Origin of the sequence: Citrobacter sp. Cpa228 (genome assembly GCF_030333085.1) — a bacterium.
Classification (GTDB): Bacteria; Pseudomonadota; Gammaproteobacteria; order Enterobacterales; family Enterobacteriaceae; genus Citrobacter; species Citrobacter pasteurii.
Map to the genome: position 1 here is coordinate 24,308 of NZ_JAOWGQ010000031.1, position 21,943 is coordinate 46,250.

Annotated in this window: 14 protein-coding genes; 9 read left to right on the forward strand and 5 right to left on the reverse strand. The window is 52.4% G+C overall.

The features are described from left to right. Positions 1–155 precede the first annotated feature (155 nt). On the forward strand, positions 156–1,049 hold the full coding sequence (locus OGX91_RS01340) for a YcbJ family phosphotransferase (RefSeq protein ID WP_005123553.1): 894 nt from the start codon (positions 156–158) through the stop codon (positions 1,047–1,049). On the opposite strand, the gene elyC is transcribed toward OGX91_RS01340, so the two are convergent. Further along, positions 1,026–1,802, reverse strand: a complete 777-nt coding sequence (elyC, locus tag OGX91_RS01345; RefSeq protein WP_005123552.1) for an envelope biogenesis factor ElyC — start codon at positions 1,800–1,802, stop codon at positions 1,026–1,028. The two genes, OGX91_RS01340 and elyC, sit on opposite strands and share 24 nt — an antisense overlap. A 135-nt stretch (positions 1,803–1,937) precedes the next feature. On the opposite strand from elyC, the gene cmoM reads away from it, so the two are divergent. From cmoM to OGX91_RS01380, 7 genes are all read left to right on the forward strand, one after another. Next, on the forward strand, positions 1,938–2,717 hold the full coding sequence (gene cmoM, locus OGX91_RS01350) for a tRNA uridine 5-oxyacetic acid(34) methyltransferase CmoM (RefSeq protein WP_040231810.1): 780 nt from the start codon (positions 1,938–1,940) through the stop codon (positions 2,715–2,717). A 3-nt stretch (positions 2,718–2,720) separates the two neighbouring features. Next, a complete protein-coding gene (mukF, locus tag OGX91_RS01355; RefSeq protein ID WP_005123549.1) occupies positions 2,721–4,043 on the forward strand; it encodes a chromosome partition protein MukF in 1,323 nt (440 codons plus the stop codon). Further along, on the forward strand, positions 4,024–4,728 hold the full coding sequence (mukE, locus tag OGX91_RS01360) for a chromosome partition protein MukE (RefSeq protein WP_005123548.1): 705 nt from the start codon (positions 4,024–4,026) through the stop codon (positions 4,726–4,728). Before mukF ends, mukE begins: the two co-directional genes overlap by 20 nt. Next, on the forward strand, positions 4,728–9,188 hold the full coding sequence (gene mukB, locus OGX91_RS01365; protein ID WP_286625254.1) for a chromosome partition protein MukB: 4,461 nt from the start codon (positions 4,728–4,730) through the stop codon (positions 9,186–9,188). The genes mukE and mukB overlap by 1 nt, the downstream gene beginning before the upstream one ends. Positions 9,189–9,449: 261 nt before the next feature. Then, entirely contained in the window at positions 9,450–11,201 is a 1,752-nt protein-coding gene (gene ldtD, locus OGX91_RS01370) for a L,D-transpeptidase (protein ID WP_005123544.1), read from the forward strand. Between the two features lie 176 nt (positions 11,202–11,377). After that, a complete protein-coding gene (gene mepK, locus OGX91_RS01375; RefSeq protein WP_003831948.1) occupies positions 11,378–11,926 on the forward strand; it encodes a peptidoglycan L,D-endopeptidase MepK in 549 nt (182 codons plus the stop codon). Positions 11,927–11,954: 28 nt separating this feature from the next. Beyond that, positions 11,955–12,602 (forward strand): MBL fold metallo-hydrolase, encoded by a 648-nt coding sequence (locus tag OGX91_RS01380; protein WP_086523635.1) that lies wholly within the window; start codon positions 11,955–11,957, stop codon positions 12,600–12,602. Positions 12,603–13,205: 603 nt separating this feature from the next. On the opposite strand, the gene aspC is transcribed toward OGX91_RS01380, so the two are convergent. From aspC to pncB, 4 genes are all read right to left on the reverse strand, one after another. Then, entirely contained in the window at positions 13,206–14,396 is a 1,191-nt protein-coding gene (aspC, locus tag OGX91_RS01385) for an aspartate transaminase (RefSeq protein WP_005123542.1), read from the reverse strand. A gap of 183 nt (positions 14,397–14,579) precedes the next feature. Then, on the reverse strand, positions 14,580–15,656 hold the full coding sequence (ompF, locus tag OGX91_RS01390) for a porin OmpF (protein ID WP_040231815.1): 1,077 nt from the start codon (positions 15,654–15,656) through the stop codon (positions 14,580–14,582). Positions 15,657–16,269: 613 nt separating this feature from the next. Continuing rightward, positions 16,270–17,670 carry an asparagine--tRNA ligase gene (gene asnS, locus OGX91_RS01395; RefSeq protein WP_005123540.1) on the reverse strand — a complete coding sequence of 467 codons (1,401 nt, stop codon included), beginning with the start codon at positions 17,668–17,670 and terminating at the stop codon, positions 16,270–16,272. Between the two features lie 165 nt (positions 17,671–17,835). Continuing rightward, entirely contained in the window at positions 17,836–19,038 is a 1,203-nt protein-coding gene (gene pncB / locus OGX91_RS01400; protein ID WP_005123539.1) for a nicotinate phosphoribosyltransferase, read from the reverse strand. A gap of 265 nt (positions 19,039–19,303) precedes the next feature. Here pncB and pepN point away from each other — a divergent pair, with 265 nt between their 5' ends. Continuing rightward, complete coding sequence (pepN, locus tag OGX91_RS01405; RefSeq protein WP_040231816.1) at positions 19,304–21,916, forward strand: aminopeptidase N; 2,613 nt, start codon at positions 19,304–19,306, stop codon at positions 21,914–21,916. The last annotated feature ends 27 nt before the right edge of the window (positions 21,917–21,943 follow it).

Here is a 21,943-nt window from a genome sequence, read left to right on the forward strand (position 1 = left end):
CCTGCAGCTTGAAGTATGACGCGTATTTTTGGGAGGCGTATCGTATCGTTACGCTTTTCCTCCACTTTTCTTTTCATCAATTGATCTCATCCGGGTGACATCTGTCTGCACGACGCTCATTATGAAAGCAGTAGCATTTATGAGGGCAATCTGAAATGGAACAGTTGCGTGCCGAACTCAGCCATCTGCTGGGTGAAAAACTCAGTCGTATTGAATGCGTAAATGAAAAAGTGGATACGGCTCTGTGGTCACTGTATGACAGCCAGGGAAATCCGATGCCACTGATGGCGAGAAGTTTCACCACACCGGGGATGGCGCAGCAGTTAGCATGGAAAACCACCATGCTGGCACGCAGCGGAACGGTGCGTATGCCAGTCATTTATGGTGTCTTAACGCACGAAGAGCATCCCGGCCCTGATGTCCTGTTGCTTGAGCGTTTACGCGGTGTGCCGGTAGAAGCGCCTGCCAGAACGCCCGAACGCTGGGAACATTTAAAGGATCAGATTGTAGAAGGTCTGCTTTCATGGCATCGGCAGGATAGCCGCGGCTGTGTGGGAATGGTGGATAACACGCAAGAGAATATCTGGCCATCCTGGTATCGTCAGCGAGTAGAGGTGCTGTGGACTACGCTAAGTCAGTTCAACAATACCGGGCTGACGATGCAGGACAAACGGATCCTGTTTCGCACCCGTGAGTGTTTGCCCGCTTTATTTGAAGGATTCAATGATAACTGTGTGCTGATCCACGGTAATTTCAGCTTACGCAGTATGCTTAAAGACGCCCGTAGCGATCAGCTTCTGGCGATGGTGGGGCCTGGGTTGATGTTGTGGGCGCCGAGGGAATATGAACTGTTTCGCTTAATGGATAATGCGCTGGCGGAAAGCCTGCTATGGCAATACCTGCAGCGCGCGCCAGTGGCGGAGTCGTTCATCTGGCGGCGCTGGTTGTATGTGTTATGGGATGAGGTTGCGCAACTGGTCAATACCGGACGTTTTAATCGTTCCAACTTTGACCTGGCAACGAAATCACTGCTGCCGTGGCTCGCCTGAACCTTTTAGCCACTGCCAGATGCGCCCCAACGTTTCGTAACCAACACGATCGCTATGCATCAGCCAGACAGGCGAAGGAATTGCCCGCTCCCACGGATTGAGTGGGGAATCGATGGCCAGTTGATTGGCGGGTGCAGGCAAAGGATACAGTCCGGCCTGCTGGAAGAAAATCATCGCACGCGGTAAGTGCGATGCGGATGTCACCAGCAGGAACGGCGCATCGCCAATGGCCTGTTTCACTGCGGTCGCTTCTTCTTCGGTATCTTTAGGTTTATCCAGCGTAATGATCTCGCTGCGGGGGACGCCCAGCGACTGCGCCACGCGAGCGCCAGCTTCAGCCGTGCTGACAGTATTGGTCTTTGCGGCAGCGCCGGTAAAGATAAGCTTCGATCCCGGGTTTGCGCGCCATAGGCGAATACCTTCATTCAGACGTGGAAGGCTGTTGTTGATCAGGTTTGAACTCGGCGCCCACTGCGGATTCCAGGTATATCCGCCACCCAACACCACAATGTACTCCACTTTTTGCCTATCCTGCCAGGTTGGATAACTATCCTCAAGCGGTTTCAACAGGCTATCGGCGACGGGCTGCAAACTAAGAAGTAACAGCGCCAGCCAACTCAGACTAATACACACTTTCCCCGTTTTCTGAAAGCGGCTAAACCAGATTAACCCCAGGCCGATGCCCATCACAAGCAGCATCAACGGAAGCGGCAGCATCATACCGCCAATCACTTTCTTCAGCGTAAAAAGCATCCTTTTTGGTTCCTTTTTTAACCATACAGCAGGGGATCTGCAGGGATATTACACCAGGAAGGTTCATTCTCGGCGTGGGTGTGACAAAATAGCGGTTTTACTTAGTCGCCCTAAAGCCAGCCTGTGGAGAGCCCGATGCGGGATCGCAATTTTGATGACATTGCAGAGAAGTTTTCCCGTAACATTTACGGCACCACCAAAGGTCAATTAAGACAGGCTATTCTCTGGCAGGATTTGGATCGCCTACTGCCCACGCTCGGTGAACAGAAATTACATATTCTGGATGCAGGGGGGGGCGAAGGGCAAACGGCCATCAAAATGGCGGAGCGCGGTCACTTCGTGACATTATGCGACCTGTCCGGTGAGATGATCGCCCGTGCGCAACAGGCAGCAGAGGCAAAAGGTGTGAGCGGAAACATGCATTTCATACAATGCGCCGCTCAGGATGTTGCTGCGCATTTGGAAAGCCCGGTTGATCTGATATTGTTTCATGCTGTGCTGGAATGGGTGGCCGAACCGGTTTGCGTGCTGCAAACCCTGTGGTCGGTATTACGTCCCGGCGGCGCGTTATCGTTAATGTTCTACAATGCTAACGGTCTGCTGATGCACAACATGGTCGCAGGGAATTTCGACTATGTGCAGGTTGGGATGCCAAAACGTAAAAAACGTACGCTTTCACCAGACTATCCGCGTGAACCAGGACAGGTTTATCAGTGGCTGGAAGAGATCGGTTGGCAGATAACCGGTAAGACAGGCGTACGCGTGTTTCATGATTATCTGCGAGATAAGCATCAACAGCGTGACGGTTATGAAATGTTACTTGAGTTAGAAACGCGCTATTGCCGCCAGGAACCGTATATCAGCCTTGGCCGCTATATTCATGTCACCGCGCGCAAACCGCAGATGCAAGGATAACCTATGAGTGAATTTTCCCAGACAGTCCCCGAACTGGTTGCCTGGGCCAGAAAAAATGACTTCTCCATTTCTCTGCCGGTAGACAGACTTTCGTTCCTGCTGGCGGTAGCCACGCTGAACGGTGAGCGACTTGACGGTGAGATGAGTGAAGGCGAGCTGGTGGATGCGTTCCGCCATGTGAGTGATGCGTTTGAGCAAACCAGCGAAACCATCGGTGTTCGCGCCAATAACGCGATTAACGACATGGTACGTCAACGTCTGCTGAACCGCTTTACCAGCGAGCAGGCGGAAGGTAACGCTATTTATCGTTTAACGCCGCTGGGAATTGGCATCACGGATTACTATATTCGTCAGCGCGAATTCTCTACATTGCGTTTGTCGATGCAGTTGTCGATTGTTGCTGGTGAGCTGAAGCGTGCGGCAGATGCTGCCGCGGAAGGTGGTGATGAATTCCACTGGCACCGCAACGTCTATGCGCCATTGAAGTATTCGGTAGCGGAAATTTTCGACAGTATTGATTTGACTCAGCGCATTATGGATGAGCAGCAGCAGCAGGTAAAAGACGATATCGCACAGTTGCTGAATAAGGACTGGCGGGCGGCAATTTCCAGCTGTGAAATGCTGCTGTCTGAAACGTCTGGTACGCTGCGTGAGCTGCAGGATACGCTGGAAGCGGCAGGGGATAAGCTCCAGGCGAACCTGTTACGCATTCAGGATGCGACGATGGCACATGACGATCTGCATTTTGTCGACCGGTTGGTGTTTGACTTACAAAGCAAGCTCGATCGCATTATCAGCTGGGGTCAGCAATCCATCGATTTGTGGATCGGTTACGATCGTCACGTGCACAAGTTTATCCGTACCGCGATCGATATGGACAAAAACCGCGTCTTTGCCCAGCGTCTGCGCCAGTCCGTGCAGACCTACTTTGACGATCCGTGGGCGCTGACCTATGCCAACGCCGATCGTCTACTGGATATGCGCGACGAAGAGATGGTGCTGCGTGATGAAGAGGTCACCGGCGAGTTGCCCGCCGATCTGGAATATGAAGAATTTAACGAGATCCGCGAACAGCTGGCGGCAATTATCGAAGAGCAGTTGGCTATCTATAAATCCAGACAAACGCCACTGGATCTCGGATTGGTCGTGCGCGAGTATCTGGCGCAATACCCACGTGCGCGTCACTTCGACGTAGCGCGTATTGTTATTGATCAGGCGGTACGTCTTGGCGTAGCGCAAGCAGACTTCACCGGACTGCCCGCGAAATGGCAGCCGATTAATGATTACGGAGCCAAGGTACAGGCGCATGTCATTGACAAATATTGAACAAGTGATGCCGGTAAAGCTGGCGCAGGCGCTGGCGAATCCGTTATTTCCAGCGCTGGATAGCGCTTTACGTTCGGGTCGCCATATCGGCCTGGATGAACTGGATAATCATGCCTTCCTGATGGATTTTCAGGAATATTTTGAAGAGTTTTACAGCCGCTATAACGTGGAATTGATCCGTGCCCCGGAAGGGTTCTTCTACCTTCGTCCACGTTCAACGACGCTCATTCCCCGTTCGGTTCTGTCTGAACTGGATATGATGGTCGGTAAAATTCTTTGCTATCTCTATCTCAGCCCGGAACGCCTGGCGAACGAAGGGATTTTTACCCAGCAAGAGCTGTATGACGAGCTATTAACGCTGGCGGATGAAGCCAAACTGCTGAAGCTGGTGAACAACCGTTCAACCGGTTCGGACGTTGATCGCCAGAAACTCCAGGAAAAGGTTCGTTCTTCGCTAAACCGTCTCCGCCGCTTAGGCATGGTATGGTTTATGGGTCATGACAGCAGCAAATTCCGTATTACGGAATCAGTCTTCCGCTTTGGCGCGGATGTACGCAGCGGTGACGATCCGCGCGAAGCGCAGCGTCGCTTGATTCGTGATGGCGAAGCGATGCCGGTCGAGAACCGCCTGCAGCTTAACGATGAGCCAGAAGATAATCAGCCGGACAGTGGAGAAGAAGAATAATGATTGAACGCGGTAAATTTCGCTCACTTACGCTGATTAACTGGAATGGTTTTTTTGCCCGTACGTTTGACCTTGATGAACTGGTTACCACGCTGTCCGGCGGTAACGGTGCGGGTAAATCCACTACCATGGCGGCATTTGTTACGGCGCTCATCCCTGACTTGACTCTGCTGCATTTCCGTAACACCACCGAAGCCGGTGCAACCAGCGGCTCACGTGATAAAGGCCTGCACGGTAAGCTGAAAGCAGGTGTCTGTTACTCAATGCTTGACGTGCTCAACTCGCGCCATCAGCGTGTGGTCGTCGGCGTGCGTCTGCAGCAGGTTGCCGGGCGCGATCGTAAAGTGGACATCAAGCCGTTTGCGATTCAGGGGTTGCCGATGTCGGTGCAGCCAACCCAACTGGTTACGGAAACCCTGAACGAACGCCAGGCTCGCGTTCTGTCTCTCGCAGAGCTGAAAGAGAAGCTTGATGAGATGGAAGGTGTGCAGTTTAAGCAGTTTAACTCAATCACCGATTATCACTCGTTGATGTTCGATCTGGGGATCATCGCCCGTCGTCTGCGCTCTGCCTCTGACCGTAGTAAATTCTATCGCCTGATTGAAGCCTCACTGTACGGCGGTATTTCCAGCGCCATTACCCGCTCGCTGCGTGACTACCTGCTGCCGGAAAACGGCGGCGTGCGTAAAGCGTTCCAGGATATGGAAGCGGCGCTACGTGAAAACCGCATGACGCTGGAAGCGATTCGCGTCACCCAGTCAGATCGTGACCTGTTTAAGCATTTGATCAGCGAAGCGACCAACTATGTGGCTGCGGATTATATGCGCCACGCCAACGAACGTCGTATCCATCTTGATAAAGCGCTGGAATATCGTCGTGAGCTGCATACCTCACGCAAGCAGTTGGCCGCAGAGCAGTACAAGCACGTGGATATGGCGCGTGAACTGGGCGAGCATAACGGCGCGGAAGGCGATCTGGAAGCGGATTATCAGGCGGCAAGCGATCACCTGAATCTGGTGCAAACCGCGCTGCGTCAGCAGGAAAAAATTGAACGCTACGAAGCGGATCTCGAAGAACTGCAGGTTCGTCTCGAAGAACAAAATGAGGTGGTCGCGGAAGCCGTTGACCGCCAGGATGAAAACGAAGCCCGCGCGGAAGCCGCCGAACTGGAAGTGGATGAGCTGAAAAGCCAGCTTGCCGATTACCAGCAGGCGCTGGACGTTCAGCAAACGCGCGCCATCCAGTACACTCAGGCGATTCAGGCGCTAAATCGGGCGAAAGAGCTCTGTCACTTACCGGATCTGACGCCCGACAGTGCTGCCGAATGGCTGGAGACGTTCCAGGCGAAAGAGCAGGAAGCCACTGAAAAACTGCTGACGCTGGAACAAAAAATGAGCGTGGCACAAACCGCGCACAGTCAGTTCGAGCAGGCTTATCAACTGGTGGCGGCTATCAACGGCCCACTGGCACGTGGTGATGCCTGGGGCGTCGCACGTGAGCTGCTGCGCGAAGGTGTTGAACAGCGCCACCTGGCTGAACAGGTTCAGCCATTGCGCATGCGTTTGAGCGAGCTGGAACAGCGTTTGCGCGAACAGCAGGAAGCCGAGCGTCTGCTGGCTGAATTCTGCAAGCGTCAGGGTAAACAGTTCGATATCGATGAGCTGGAAGCACTGCACCAGGAGCTGGAAGCGCGTATCGCCGCCTTGTCGGACAGCGTCTCTTCTGCCAGCGAACAACGTATGACGTTGCGCCAGGAGCAGGAGCAGTTGCAGTCTCGTATCCAGCATTTGATGCAACGCGCGCCGGTCTGGCTGGCCGCGCAAAATAGCCTAAACCAGCTTAGCGAACAGTGTGGCGAAGAATTTACCTCCAGCCAGGACGTCACCGAGTACCTGCAACAGTTGCTGGAGCGCGAGCGTGAAGCCATTGTTGAGCGTGATGAAGTCGGCGCGCGTAAAAATGCAGTTGATGAAGAGATTGAACGTCTAAGCCAGCCGGGCGGGGCGGAAGATCAGCGTCTGAACGCGCTGGCAGAACGCTTCGGCGGCGTGTTGCTGTCTGAAATCTATGACGATGTTAGCCTTGAAGATGCGCCGTACTTCTCTGCGCTTTACGGTCCTTCGCGTCATGCCATCGTGGTGCCGGATCTGTCGCTGATTACTGAGCAACTTGATGGGCTGACGGATTGCCCGGAAGACCTCTACTTCATCGAAGGGGATCCGCAGTCGTTTGATGACAGCGTTTTCAGTGTCGATGAGCTGGAAAAAGCGGTGGTGGTGAAAACCGCCGAGCGCCAGTGGCGTTACTCCCGCTTCCCAACGGTGCCGATTTTTGGTCGTGCCGCGCGTGAAAGCCGCATCGAAACGCTACACGCCGAGCGTGAGGGGCTGTCTGAACGTTTTGCAACGCTCTCTTTTGACGTCCAGAAAACCCAACGTCTGCACCAGGCGTTTAGCCGCTTTATCGGCAGCCATCTGTCGGTGGCGTTTGAGGCCGATCCGGAAGCCGAAATTCGTCAGTTGAACAGCCGTCGCGTTGAACTCGAACGTGCGCTGACCAACCATGAAAATGATAATCAGCAAAGCCGCACGCAGTTTGAACAGGCGAAAGAGGGGGTTTCTGCTCTTAACCGCCTGCTGCCGCGTTTGAATCTGCTGGCGGATGACACGCTGGCCGATCGTGTGGACGAAATTCGCGAACGTCTGGATGAAGCCCAGGAAGCGGCGCGTTTTGTGCAGCAGCACGGCAATCAGTTAGCCAGGCTGGAGCCGATGGTTTCCGTTCTGCAAAATGACCCGGAGCAGTTTGAACAGCTGAAAGAAGACTACGCGTATTCTCAGCAGACGCAGCGTGATGCACGCCAGCAGGCCTTTGCACTCACTGAAGTCGTTCAGCGCCGGGCGCACTTTAGCTATTCCGACTCCGCCGAAATGCTGAGCGGCAACAGCGATCTGAATGAGAAACTGCGTGAACGTCTGGAACAGGCGGAAGCTGAACGTACCCGCGCCCGTGAAGCGTTGCGCAGCCACGCCGCGCAGTTGAGCCAGTACAATCAGGTTATGGCCTCGCTGAAAAGCTCCTACGACACCAAGAAAGAGCTGCTTAACGATTTACAACGCGAATTGCAGGATATCGGCGTTCGCGCAGACAGCGGCGCTGAAGAGCGTGCGCGTATCCGTCGTGATGAACTGCACGCACAGCTCAGTAATAACCGCGCTCGTCGCAACCAACTGGAAAAAGCGCTGACCTTCTGCGAAGCAGAGATGGAAAACCTGACCCGCAGATTGCGCAAGCTTGAGCGCGATTATTTTGAGATGCGTGAGCAGGTGGTGACTGCGAAAGCCGGCTGGTGTGCCGTGATGCGGATGGTGAAAGACAACGGCGTTGAGCGCCGTCTGCACCGTCGCGAGTTGGCGTATCTGTCCGGTGATGAACTGCGCTCGATGTCGGATAAGGCGCTCGGCGCGCTGCGTCTGGCCGTTGCGGATAACGAACATTTGCGCGATGTGCTGCGCATGTCTGAAGATCCCAAACGTCCAGAACGTAAAATTCAGTTTTTTGTCGCGGTTTACCAGCATCTGCGTGAACGTATTCGCCAGGATATTATCCGTACCGACGATCCGGTCGAAGCCATCGAGCAGATGGAGATTGAATTGAGCCGTCTGACGGAAGAGTTAACCTCCCGTGAACAGAAGTTGGCTATCAGCTCTCGCAGCGTGGCGAATATTATTCGTAAGACGATTCAGCGCGAACAGAACCGTATTCGTATGTTGAACCAGGGTCTGCAAAGCGTGTCGTTTGGTCAGGTAAACAGCGTTCGTCTGAACGTAAACGTGCGAGAAACGCACGCTACTTTGTTGGATGTCCTGTCCGAGCAGCATGAACAGCATCAGGACCTGTTTAACAGCAACCGTCTGACCTTCTCTGAAGCGCTGGCGAAGTTGTATCAGCGTCTTAATCCGCAGATCGACATGGGACAGCGTACGCCGCAAACCATTGGTGAAGAACTGCTCGACTACCGCAACTACCTGGAAATGGAAGTTGAGGTTAACCGTGGTTCTGACGGTTGGCTGCGTGCCGAATCGGGCGCGCTGTCCACAGGGGAAGCGATCGGTACCGGGATGTCAATCCTCGTGATGGTTGTTCAAAGCTGGGAAGATGAAGGTCGTAGACTGCGTGGGAAAGATATCTCGCCATGCCGCCTGTTGTTCCTTGATGAAGCCGCACGACTCGATGCCCGCTCCATCGCAACCCTGTTTGAACTGTGCGAGCGTTTGCAGATGCAGCTGATTATTGCTGCGCCGGAAAATATCAGCCCGGAGAAAGGCACAACCTACAAACTGGTGCGTAAAGTCTTCCAGAATACCGAACACGTTCACGTGGTGGGTCTGCGTGGTTTTGCCCCTCAGTTGCCTGAGCCGTTACCTGGGATAGAAGATGCCTCTTCGCAGGCAAGCTAAGTAAAAAGGCGGCGCTAAAGCCGCCTTTTTCTTTTCCGATATGCTCATGATACCTGGTGTAATTTCTTTAGACTTCTTTACATTAGGTTAGGCAAAAATGATTTGATGTTTATATACTGAAGGTAAGCCTAACGCGTCACCGGGCTTGCTCGTCATACTTCAGAATGTATTGGCGTTTGACAGGCCCGCTCCCGTGAGAGTAACGGGGAATACAGGCGGTCTGGCTACTCAAAGTATGATAAAGAAAACAGGGGGCAAGGGATGTTGCTTAATAAAATGTGTGGTCGTCGGCTGTCGGCAATCAGTTTGTGCCTGGCCGTAACATTCGCTCCACTGTTCAATGCGCAGGCCGATGAGCCTGAAATGATTCCTGGCGACAGCTCTGCGGCCGTTAGCGAACAGCCTACAGCGTTATCGCAACCGCAGGTACAATCTTCCGCGACGGCGATCATGGCGGGGATTCAACCGCTGCCGCAGGGCGTGTCAGTTGATCAAGCCCGCGCTGAATTGCAATCTCAGCTACCAGCAGGCTATACGCCGGTTTATATGAGCCAGCTGGAATTACTGTATGCCGCACGCGAAATGAAACCGATGTGGGAAAATCGTGATGCGGTAAAAGCCTTTCAACAACAGTTAGCCGAGGTGGCGATTGCCGGCTTTCAGCCGCAGTTCACCTCGTGGGTTGCACTTCTGACTGACCCGGCAGTCACTGGCCTGGCACGTGATACTGTGCTTTCTGATGCGATGATGGGCTATCTGCACTTTATTGCCAATATCCCCGTCAAAGGTAGCCGCTGGCTGTATAGCGATAAGCCTTATGCTCTGGCAACGCCACCGCTCTCCGTTGTTAACCAATGGCAGGTGGCGCTGGACAATGGTCAGCTAACGTCATTTATCACCAGCCTTACACCTCAACATCCACAGTATGCAGCGATGCATGAGTCGTTGCTGAAGCTGGTGGGGGATTCGCGACCCTGGCCACGGTTAACCAGCACCACGACGTTGCGTCCCGGTGAATGGAGTAATGATATCCCGGCGCTGCGCGAAATTCTGCGTCGCACCGGAATGCTGAACGCCGGTGTCAGCACTTCTGCCAAAGAAGGGCGTAGCGCCTACGATCGCGAACTTGTTGATGCGGTGAAACGTTTTCAGACATGGCAGGGGCTGGGGGCCGATGGCACGATTGGTCCTGCAACACGCGACTGGCTGAACGTGACGCCTGCTCAACGCGCGGGCGTACTGGCGTTAAATATTCAGCGTTTGCGCCTGCTGCCGAGCGATCTGTCTACCGGCATCATGGTAAACATCCCAGCCTACTCGCTGGTTTATTATCAGAACGGAAATCAGGTGCTGGCTTCCCGTGTTATTGTCGGACGTCCCGATCGTAAAACGCCGATGATGAGCAGCGCGTTGAATAATGTGGTTGTAAACCCACCGTGGAACGTACCGCCGACGCTGGCCCGAAAAGATATTCTGCCTAAATTGTGGAACGATCCGGGGTACCTTGAGCGTCACGGGTATACTGTAATGCGCGGCTGGAACAGCAAAGAGACGATAGATCCGTGGCAGGTCGACTGGGCTACAATCACCGCCTCAAATCTGCCGTTCCGCTTCCAGCAGGCACCGGGCGCGCGTAATTCGCTGGGGCGCTATAAATTTAACATGCCGAGTTCTGATGCCATTTATCTGCACGATACGCCAAACCATAATTTGTTCCAGAAGGATACTCGGGCGCTAAGTTCTGGCTGTGTGCGCGTGAATAAGGCCTCGGAACTGGCGAATATGCTGCTGCAGGATGCTGGCTGGAATGATACGCGCATCTCGGATGCCCTGAAGCAAGGGGATACGCGGTATGTAAATATCCGCCAGAATATTCCGGTCAACCTCTACTATCTGACTGCCTTTGTGGGAAGCGATGGACGCACTCAGTATCGTACAGATATTTACAATTACGATCAGACAGCGCGATCCAGCGCACAAATCATGTCGAAAGCTGAGCAATTAATCAGATAAATGAAGCAGTTCGAGGAAAATGATTGTCGTAAGTTATGACGAAAACGGGGCAGGATGGCTGTAAGCCCCGTATTTCCTGGGTTTGGGAGCCTTGACGTGGACTACTTAGCCAGATAAGGTTTCCCGCGTGCGCTAGAGCATACATACGATAACATTGACCTGTAGACCTTAATACCATGGACAAATTTGACGCTAATCGCCGCAAATTGCTGGCGCTTGGTGGTATTGCCCTCGGCGCTGCCATCCTGCCCACGCCTGCGTTTGCAACACTCTCCACCCCACGTCCGCGTATATTGACGTTGAATAACCTGCATACCGGTGAGTCAATTAAAGCAGAGTTTTTTGATGGCAGGGGCTATATTCAGGACGAATTAGCAAAACTTAATCACTTTTTCCGTGACTTTCGGGCGAATAAAGTGAAATCCATCGACCCGGGATTGTTTGATCAACTCTTCCGTCTGCAGGGACTGCTGGGTACGCGTAAACCCGTACAACTGATCTCCGGCTATCGCTCCATCGATACCAATAACGAACTCCGTGCACGTAGTCGTGGTGTGGCAAAGAAAAGCTACCACACGAAAGGACAGGCTATGGATTTCCATATTGAAGGCATCGCATTAAGTAATATTCGCAAAGCTGCGTTATCTATGCGCGCAGGTGGTGTAGGATACTACCCCAGCAGTAACTTTGTGCATATTGACACCGGGCCTGCACGGCACTGGTGATCCGTAAGCTTAATGAAACAGGAGCTGTATGAACTATCGTATTATTCCGGTCACTGCATTCGCCCAGAACTGCTCGCTAATCTGGTGTGAGCAGACGCGTCTGGCCGCACTGGTCGATCCCGGCGGTGATGCCGAGAAAATCAAACAGGAAGTCGATGCCAGCGGTCTGACGCTCATGCAGATCCTGCTTACCCACGGTCATCTCGATCATGTTGGGGCGGCGGCAGAACTGGCACAGCATTACGGTGTACCGGTTATTGGGCCGGAAAAAGAAGATGAGTTCTGGCTGCAGGGGCTGCCTGCGCAAAGTCGCATGTTTGGCCTGGGTGACTGTGAGCCGTTGACGCCCGATCGCTGGCTAAACGAAGGCGATCGGATTAGCGTCGGCAACGTAACCTTACAGGTGCTGCATTGCCCGGGTCACACGCCAGGGCATGTTGTCTTCTTTGATGAACAATCAAAGTTATTGATTTCAGGCGACGTGATTTTCAAAGGCGGCGTAGGGCGCAGCGATTTTCCACGCGGAGATCACAACCAATTGATTGATTCGATTAAACGTAAACTCTTACCATTGGGTGATGACGTGACGTTTATTCCGGGTCACGGCCCACTTTCTACACTGGGTAACGAACGGCTACATAATCCGTTCCTGCAGGATGAAATGCCTGTCTGGTAATAGCTTAGATAAGTAAAAGGGCTGCGACTGCGGTAATGCTAGTTAGTTAACGGACCGGAGGTAATGAATCTGTTGCCTCCTGCGTATTGCTACGTTCGCCTTAAAGCGCGCCCTGAGCCAGCATCCATGCTGGCTCTCCCTGCCTTACGGAAACACGTCGGCAATTTTCAGCCGGACCAGCCCACACCTGACCATCTGCATTTTTATTTGAACAGGTTTGAACAGCAAAACAGATTGAACTGGAAGTCAGAGCGTTGCAGCGATGACACCGGTTCGGCTGAAAATCGATGAGGCGTTGACGGCTGCCCGGGTCTGCCCGCAGGGATGCGGGCAGAGGGGACGGCCTGCATGGACGCAGGCTCGACCCCGACCCGACCGGCAGACGGCATAAGACGAATGAATCGCGTAGCGACGATTTTCCCGCCGGGAGCCTGGGATGTAAGGGAGGCGGCGGTGAGCCTCCCTTACACGTTCACGGGTTTCTGTGCCTCAGAGAAGTGACAAACATAGGGTGAACGGAACCCTGAGCCTGAATTACATATTCTCAATAATGCTTAACTGACAGGCATTACGGCTATTGAGGCCTTTTCTGTACGCGATAGATTACAGCACTGCGACAATCGCTTCGCATAACGGCGCCATGTTGTCTGGCGTCATTCCTGCGACGTTTACGCGTCCGGAAGCAACAGCATAAACACCAAACTCTTCACGCAGGCGCAGAACCTGTTCTTTCGTCAGTCCGCTGAATGAGAACATACCGTTCTGTTTGATGATAAAGCTGAAGTCGCGGTTCGCACCTTTCTCCTGCAGCGTATTGACGAACAGTAAACGCATGCGCTGAATGCGTTGGCGCATATCGGTCAGTTCCTGTTCCCAGATGGCACGCAGCGCGTCGTTGCTCAGAATCGTGGCGACTACAGATGCGCCGTGGGCTGGCGGGTTGGAATAGTTAGCGCGGATGGCGGATTTCATCTGACTAAACGCACGGTCGACGGTTTCAGCATCAGCTGCAACCAGCGTACAGGCACCTACGCGCTCATTGTACAGACCAAAGTTCTTGGAGTAGGAGCTGGCGACAATCAGCTCTTTATGCAGCGCGGCAAATGCACGCAGACCTTCTGCATCTTCTTCCAGACCGCGGGCAAAGCCCTGGTATGCGAAGTCAAACAGCGGCAACCATCCTTTTTCGACAGAAAGCTGAGCCAGCGTTTGCCACTGCTCAAGCGTCGGATCGATACCGGTTGGGTTATGGCAGCAGCCGTGGAACAGTACTACATCGCCAGCCTGCGCTTCGCTGAGGCTTGCCAGCAGCGCATCAAAGTCTAACGAGTGGTTCGCCGCATCGTAATAGTTATATTCACGCACTTCCAGACCAGCAGAATTAAATACGCTCTTATGGTTCGGCCAGCTTGGGTTGCTGACCCACACGCGTTTTGCACTGGTGTTTTTTGCCAGGAAATCAGCGGCCACACGCAGGGCTCCTGTACCACCAGGGGTCTGTGCTGTACGCGCGCGTTTTTCATTAATCAGTGCACTTTCTTTACCAAACAGTAATTCCTGAGTGCAGCGACCAAACTCTGGAATACCGTCAATGCCAAGATAGTTTTTGGTGGTTTCATTTTCCAGGATATATTGCTCGGCTTTTTTAACGCTGGTCAATACCGGCGTTTTGCCTGTCTCATCTTTATATACACCGATTCCGAGGTTTATTTTCCCCGGGCGATCATCGGCACGAAACAAATCAGCCAGGCCCAAAATGGGGTCGGCAGGAGCGGCGGTAATGTTCTCAAACATGACGAGGTTCCATTGTGGTTACAGAAGGGAAGTCCGCTATCAGGTTAACGGTAGATTTACAAAATGCCAACCGTTAGTGACGAAAAGCAGGGGTGTTTTTTGAAGACGCAAGAATCCGCTGGCGGATATAAAAAAACAGGACCGAAGTCCTGTTTTTTAGGCATTTAGCAAAGAGGTCTGCTATTAGAACTGGTAAACGATACCTACTGCAACGGTGTCGTCAGAGCCTACGCCCAGTTTGTTGTCAGAATCGATCTGGTTGATGATGTAATCAACATAGGTGGACATGTTTTTGTTGAAGTAGTAAGTCGCACCCACTTCAACGTAGTTCACCAGATCTACGTCACCGATACCTTCGATATCCTTACCTTTAGATTTGGTATAGGCGATGGACGGACGCAGACCGAAGTCGAACTGGTACTGAGCAACTAACAGTACGTCTTCAGTTTTGTTCGCATAACCGTTAGAAATGCGGGTTGCGTTGCGGGTTTCGCTGTAGTTCGCTGCCAGGTAGATGTTGTTAGCATCGTATTTCACGCCGGTAGCCCACTGCTCAGCTTTGTCGCCATGGCCACGCAGAAGCGGGTTTTGCTGAGCATCGGTACGGTCAGCCGCGCCGTATGCACCGACGATACCGAAGCCTTCGAATTCGTAGCTTACAGAACCGCCAACACCGTCACCATTAGAGCGACGAACGTCATCACGCTCGTTTTTACCCAGGTACTGAACAGCGAAGTTCAGGCCTTCAACCAGACCGAAGAAGTTGGAGTTACGGTAGGTCGCGAGGCCACCGTTACGCTGAGAGAAGAACTGGTCGGAAGCCGCAGTATCGCCACCGAATTCTGGCAGCATATCGGTGTAACCCAGTGCATCGTATACGACGCCGTAGTTACGACCGTAATCGAAGGAGCCTGCGTCACCGAATTTCAGACCGGCAAACGCCAGACGGGTTTTGTTCCCATTCTGAGAGTCGTCACCGCCTTCGGAGTTATTGCCGCTGAACTGATATTCCCACTGGCCGTAACCGGTCAGTTGGTCGTTAATCTGAGTTTCCCCTTTGAAACCAAGACGGGCGTAAGTTTGATCGCCATTAGGTGCGTAGGCGTTGTCACCGTTGTGCTTGGAAAAATAGTGCAGACCTACAGCTTTACCGTAGATGTCTACTTTATTGCCATCTTTGTTATAAACTTCTGCAGCGTTAGCTGCCCCGGCTACCAGCAGAGCAGGGATAACCACTGCAAGAATATTGCGCTTCATCATTATTTATTACCCTCATCGGTTTTTATATGACACCTGCCACTGCCGCCAATAAATTCCGTCAATAAAAATTTACGGAACTATTGATGAGAGTTTGGTGTCTTTATGTGTCTGCAGGCATCTTTCCATTCAAACTACCGTTTCGCTACTCTCAAAGTGCTACAAATATAAAGATTTAGTTTCAAAAAGAAAAAATGTGTAACAAAATGTTATTTTTATGCAACTTTGTGAACGACTTCAAATTTCAGCTGTCCCTGCGATTGAATTTTGCTCAGTTTTATCTATTTATATGATTTTCTTATACTTAATTTTGCTAACGACATTTTTATCTAACCCCGCAAAAAAGAGCCATTTTTACAAATGCCTATTTTAGCCGTCCAGAATGCCGTGCGAATGGGGGATAAATGCTCTATTTGATCATGAAATGCTAATCCACAATAAAAATAGTGATTATTTTTTGTTCTCAAATGTTGCAGTGAAACATTGCGTAACAGGAAGGGGGAATTTACGGGTTGAGTTTAGTGCGGGATGAGAACTCATCTAAGGCGACAAATGCAGCAATGCGCTGAACGAAAAAAGGCCAGCAGTGCTGGCCTTTAAGGTTAAAGCGACAACGTTAGAAGCTGGCGTTACGCGGTGTACGCGGGAACGGAATAACATCGCGGACGTTCTGTACGCCGGTGACGTAAGCAATCAGACGCTCAAAGCCCAAACCAAAACCGGAATGCGGAACGGTACCGTAGCGACGCAGATCGCGATACCACCAGTAATCTTCTTTGTTCAGACCCATCTCCAGCATACGGGCATCCAGCACGTCCAGACGCTCTTCACGCTGAGAACCACCGATGATTTCACCGATTCCCGGTGCCAGCACGTCCATTGCCGCAACGGTTTTACCGTCTTCGTTAAGGCGCATATAAAACGCCTTAATATCTTTCGGATAGTTTTTAACAACCACCGGCGCTTTAAAGTGTTCTTCGGCAAGATAGCGTTCGTGCTCAGAAGACAGATCGACACCCCAGTAAACCGGGTTTTCGAACTGTTTGCCGCATTTTTCCAGAATGCTTACCGCATCGGTGTAATCCACCTGCGCGAAGTCAGCATCAATAAAACGTTCCAGGCGTGATACCGCGTCTTTGTCGACACGTTCGGCGAAGAACTTCATATCATCCGCGCGCTCTGCCAGTACGGCTTTGAACGCGTATTTCAGCATCGCTTCAGCCAGACCTGCAACATCGTTCAGATCGGCAAAAGCGACTTCCGGCTCAAGCATCCAAAACTCTGCGAGGTGACGGCTGGTGTTGGAGTTTTCCGCACGGAAAGTCGGTCCAAATGTATAAATTTTGGACAGTGCGCAGGCATAGGTTTCGCCGTTCAACTGACCGGAAACCGTCAGGAAGGCTTCTTTACCAAAGAAGTCTTTATCGAAATCGACTTTACCCTGATCGTTGCGTGGCAGGTTTTCCAGATCCAGCGTTGATACGCGGAACATTTCACCGGCACCTTCGGTATCGGAAGCGGTGATCAGTGGAGTAGAAACCCAAAAGAAACCCTGCTCGTGGAAGAAGCGATGCAGCGCTTGCGCCAGCGTATGACGTACGCGCGCTACCGCACCAATCATATTGGTGCGCGGACGCATGTGCGCCACTTCACGCAGGTACTCAATACTGTGACGCTTTGCTGCCATGGGATAGGTGTCAGGATCTTCAACCCAGCCCGCGACTTCAACTTCAGTGGCCTGAATTTCAAAGCTCTGTCCTTGTCCTGGTGACGCAACGACTTTACCCGTCACGATAACCGAACAACCCGTCGTCAGGCGCAGCACGTCCTGATTGTAATTGGGCAGAGAATTATTGATGACGGCCTGTACAGGATCAAAGCAGGAACCGTCATAAACGGCAAGGAAGGAGATGCCAGCTTTTGAATCTCGGCGGGTACGCACCCATCCGCGCACGGTGACTTCGCTGTCAACGGCTACGCGGCCCTGGAGTACGTCGGCTACAGGCACAACGCTCATAATATTCTCTCTGTTAATAGTCGGATATATAAACACATGTCCACCCGTAATGGGGGGATACCTATGTTACCTGGCATCTGCAATCAGACAAGCAGAATTCGTAGCTGGAGTGAAAGATTTCGGAAATAAACGTGAAAAGGGAACCAAAGTGGCTCCCTGAAAGGACTAGCTGGCTTTTTTAATATGCGGAAGATCGAAAGCTTTACGCAGCGCACGAACAAATGCTTTATCGTGGCAAATGGTTTTACCTGGACTATCTGACAACTTGGCTACCGGCTTACCGTTACATTCGACCAGCTTGATAACGATATTCAGCGGCTTAACCTGGGGGATATTACACGTCAGGCGTGTCCCGATACCAAAGCTCAGTTGCACGCGAGAAGAGAAGTGACGGTAGAGTTCAATCGCTTTATTCAGATCGAGGTTATCTGAAAACACCAGCGTTTTGCTTTGCGGGTCAATACCCAGTTTTTCATAATGGGCGATGGCTTTCTCACCCCATTCAACCGGATCGCCAGAGTCGTGGCGCAACCCCTGGTAGCGGGTTGCAAACTCAACGCCAAAGTCGCGCAAAAACGCGTCCATGGTGATGCAATCGGTCAGGGCGATGCCGAGCTGGTCGGGATATTCGTTCAGCCAGGCGGCCAGGGCAACGCGCTGGCTGGTAGCAAGCTCAGGGCTGATTTGCTGGTGTGCCTGGAACCATTCATGTGCCTGGGTTCCCATCGGCGTTAATGACAAACGACGGGCAAGATCGTAGTTGCTGGTGCCAACAAACCACGGTTCCTGCTGCAGACGCTGAACAATAGCTTGCTGCACTTCGCGTGAAAAACGACGACGCGTGCCGAAATCCATCAGATGGAAGCGGGACATATCGACATCTTTCGTTAATGTAGTGAATTCTGCTAATTTGTTTTCCAGCTCAGCCAGTGCCTGCGGCACGCCAGATTCTGGCGAACGGTAACGGTGCACCAGCTCACTAATTACCGCCAGCAGCGGAACTTCCCACATGATGACTTCACGCCATGGACCGGTTAAGCGGATGTTCAGCTTACCGTTATCATTGGTGACGCGAACCTGTTCCGGGTTGTAGCGGAAATCACGTAACCAGGTGAGGTAATCAGCTTTAAAGAAAGGCAGGCCGGAGAGCCACTGGTACTCGTCCTCCTGAAGTCGCAGGTACTGCATAGCGTTAACCTGCTCACGAATAGTGTCGGCGTAAATACCGAGCAGGTCATCGCCACGGCAACGAAATTCAGCCGCTACTTGTACATCATAGTAGTGGTGAAAAACGGCTTGCTGCATATGCAACTTATAAGCGTCTGTATCCAGCAGCGAGTGCAGAACAGGAGAAGCGAATTGTGTCATAGGTGCGCAGTAGCATCCTCTCGCGGGAGCGTTTAGTACAATAAACAACTAAGAAAACCGCTGGAGTATACCCTGTTTAGCGATTTATTGAACCCCGATCACACCATAAGCTGTCTTTCTGGTCGAGGGCATTTCGTGCCGCGTGTTATTAAAATGTAGCAAAAAGGGTGTTTGTGCCTGAAAAGATGAACATTCTGCGTAGCGCGATTTACGCAACAGGAATAGACTGAAGCCGAGACTCTACCAAAGATGCTAAAGGTTTTTTATGACACAACAGCCACAAGCCAAATACCGTCACGACTATCGTGCACCGGATTACCAGATTACTGATATTGACTTGACCTTTGACCTGGATGCTGAAAAAACCGTGGTCACCGCAGTGAGCCAGGCTGTCCGTCATGGTGCGTCTGATGCTCCCCTTCGCCTGAATGGTGAAGATCTGACCCTGGTGTCAATCCACGTGAACGATGACCCGTGGACAGAGTATAAAGAAGAAGAAGGTGCTCTGGTCATCAGCCAACTGCCGGAACGTTTTACGCTGCGTATCGTGAATGAAATCAGCCCAGCGGCGAATACCGCGCTGGAAGGGCTGTATCAGTCCGGCGATGCGCTGTGTACCCAGTGCGAAGCGGAAGGGTTTCGCCATATTACCTGGTATCTCGACAGGCCGGACGTGCTGGCGCGTTTTACGACCAAAATTATTGCCGATAAAACCAGATATCCATTCCTGCTTTCCAACGGCAACCGTGTCGCGCAGGGCGAACTGGAAAACGGTCGCCACTGGGTGCAGTGGCAGGATCCATTCCCGAAACCGTGCTATCTGTTTGCGCTGGTCGCCGGTGATTTCGATGTGCTGAGCGATACCTTTACGACCCGATCCGGGCGTGAAGTCGCGTTGGAGTTGTACGTTGATCGCGGCAACCTGGACCGTGCGCCGTGGGCGATGACGTCGCTGAAAAATTCCATGAAATGGGATGAAGAGCGTTTTGGTCTGGAGTATGACCTCGATATCTACATGATTGTCGCCGTGGACTTCTTTAATATGGGGGCGATGGAGAATAAAGGTCTGAACATCTTTAACTCCAAATACGTGCTGGCGCGTACCGATACAGCCACCGACAAAGACTATCTCGATATTGAGCGCGTTATCGGCCACGAATATTTCCATAACTGGACCGGCAACCGCGTCACCTGCCGTGACTGGTTCCAGTTAAGCCTGAAAGAAGGTCTAACCGTATTTCGTGATCAGGAATTTAGCTCCGATCTTGGTTCTCGCGCGGTAAACCGTATTAGCAACGTGCGTACCATGCGCGGCTTGCAGTTTGCCGAAGACGCCAGCCCGATGGCCCATCCAATTCGTCCGGATATGGTCATTGAGATGAACAACTTCTACACCCTGACCGTGTACGAAAAGGGCGCTGAAGTGATTCGTATGATCCACACCCTACTGGGTGAGGCGAATTTCCAGAAGGGAATGCAGCTTTACTTTGAACGTCACGATGGTAGCGCCGCGACCTGTGATGATTTCGTGCAGGCAATGGAAGATGCGTCGAACGTTGACCTTTCACATTTCCGCCGCTGGTACAGCCAGTCCGGTACGCCGATTTTGACCGTGCGAGATGACTACAATCCAGCGACGGAACAGTACATGCTGACTATCAGCCAGCGTACGCCAGCCACGCCGGATCAGGCTGAAAAACAACCGCTGCATATTCCTTTCGCCCTCGAGTTGTATGACAACGAAGGGAAAGTGATCCCGCTACAAAAAGGCGGGCATCCGGTCAATTCCGTACTCAACGTGACCCAGGCTGAGCAGACGTTTGTTTTCGATAACGTCTACTTCCAGCCGGTTCCGGCACTGCTGTGTGAGTTTTCAGCGCCGGTGAAACTGGAATATAAATGGAGCGACCAGCAACTGACCTTCCTGATGCGTCATGCTCGCAATGATTTCTCCCGTTGGGATGCGGCGCAGAGCCTGTTGGCGACCTATATTAAACTGAATGTTGCCCGACATCAGCAGGGACTGCCGCTGTCACTGCCGGTACACGTTGCTGACGCATTCCGGGCGATTCTGCTCGATGAGAAAATCGATCCGGCACTGGCGGCAGAGATCCTGACGCTGCCTTCCGTCAACGAGATTGCTGAGCTGTTTGAGATTATCGATCCAGTTGCGATCGCCGAGGTTCGTGAAGCGTTAACCCGCACGCTGGCTGCTGAACTGGCAGATGAATTCCTGGCGATTTATAACGCCAATCATCTCGATGAGTATCGCGTTGAGCATGCTGATATCGGCAAACGTACGCTGCGCAACGCCTGCCTGCGCTTCCTGGCATTTGGCGAAGCCCATCTGGCTGACACGCTGGTAAGCAGGCAGTACCGTGAAGCGAATAACATGACTGATGCGCTGGCAGCGCTGTCTGCGGCGGTCGCAGCACAGTTGCCGTGTCGTGACGCGCTGATGCAGGAATACGACGACAAATGGCATCACGACGGTCTGGTGATGGATAAATGGTTTATCCTGCAATCTACCAGCCCGGCAGATAACGTGTTGGAGACGGTACGCGGCCTGTTGAAGCATCGCTCCTTCAGTATGAGTAACCCGAACCGCATCCGTTCGCTGATCGGTGCCTTTGCGGGCAGCAACCCGGCGGCATTCCATGCGGAAGATGGTAGCGGCTATCAGTTCCTGGTCGACATGTTGACCGAACTGAACAGCCGAAATCCACAGGTGGCATCTCGTTTGATTGAGCCGCTGATTCGTTTAAAACGCTATGATGCCAAACGTCAGGCGAAGATGCGTGCGGCGCTGGAACAGTTGAAAGGTCTGGAGAATCTGTCAGGCGATCTGTTCGAGAAGATAACTAAAGCATTAGCCTGATAATGTCGCCGGATGGGTCCGGCCTAC